At 49.4% G+C, this 1043-nt stretch carries 2 protein-coding genes; both read right to left on the reverse strand.

What is annotated here, in order from left to right:
• Positions 1-133 precede the first annotated feature (133 nt).
• Entirely contained in the window at positions 134-625 is a 492-nt protein-coding gene (locus tag J0A68_RS22400; RefSeq protein ID WP_206580495.1) for a GNAT family N-acetyltransferase, read from the reverse strand.
• Positions 626-847: 222 nt separating this feature from the next.
• Positions 848-1043, reverse strand: a 196-nt coding sequence (locus J0A68_RS22405; RefSeq protein WP_206580496.1) for a hypothetical protein, incomplete at its 5' end; no start/stop codon positions are given.

Genomic DNA, 1043 nt, shown 5'->3' on the forward strand with positions numbered 1-1043 from the left:
ACCCACTATTTGCTTCCGTAATGCTTCACTGAACGTTCTCCTTTGCCTAATCTTAAGTCCGTTTTTCATCTTGTCTGATTGTTGGGACAACCAACAAATGTGACAACTTTATTTAGGCATTGTCACTAGATACTCACAGCTTCCGATACATCACATACACATCCGTCAGCCCCAACCCCGGATGGGCGAATGCATCAGGAACCTGCCCGACGATCTTGAAGCCCATTTTTTGCCAAAGCTGCACGGCGACGGTATTGCTGGAGATGACGTAGTTAAACTGCATGGCCGTGTAGCCGAGCCGCTTGGCCTCCACAAAGGAAAACTCCGCCATGGCTTTGGCGATGCCTTTACCGCGCGCCTTCTCCCCCACCATATAGCCGGCATTGGCCACGTGGGAACCGCGATCGGGTTGGTTGGCCTTCAGATAAAAAGTCCCGAGGATCTCGCCGTCCAGCACCGCCACGTAGGTGTCTTTGTCGGCTCCAAGCCAGTAGTCCAACATCTTTTCCCTTGGCGTGTCTGGAGAAAAAACATAGGTCTCCCCCGCTCGGATGATGGGCTCGATGATCTCCCAGACTGCGCTGGCGTCCTCAGGTCGGGCTTTTCTAAGATTCAGTTGGTGCATTGATTCTGCCATCCGGCAAATAAAGGGAAGGGGAGGCAAACGTCCCAAAGCGTGGGACTCTTCGATCAGAAAGAATTGTATCAAAAAGCATTTCCTCCCAGTCGCCAGGTTCGTTCACTAGTATTCGCAGCCACAAAAACGCCCTTCCAAAACAGGTTCGGAAGGGCTAGACTTGCAACGGTTTGGTGTAAAAGAAGTAGCGGATTTTGAACCGATAAACTTTCAGCTACAAACGAAGATGGAAAACGATTTGCAGATTCTACCACAGCTTAAACCGCTATTTTTTTTACACCGTGTTGCACTAAACCTGCGGTAGTTTCTCCGATAAGCAGCCCAAAAGCGGTAATTTTTTGATTCATTCTTAACCGTTTCAATCATGAAAAAAAAGAAAACCTCCTCCAGGCCGCCTGCTCCAAGA

The sequence above is a fragment of the Algoriphagus oliviformis genome, assembly GCF_017254915.1.
In the GTDB taxonomy this organism is placed as follows: domain Bacteria; phylum Bacteroidota; class Bacteroidia; order Cytophagales; family Cyclobacteriaceae; genus Algoriphagus; species Algoriphagus oliviformis.

What these genes read in the sequence shown, in the direction of transcription:
- J0A68_RS22400 (WP_206580495.1), bottom strand. Translation starts at nt 625, where the DNA reads ATGCACCAACTGAATCTTAGAAAAGCCCGACCTGAGGACGCCAGCGCA.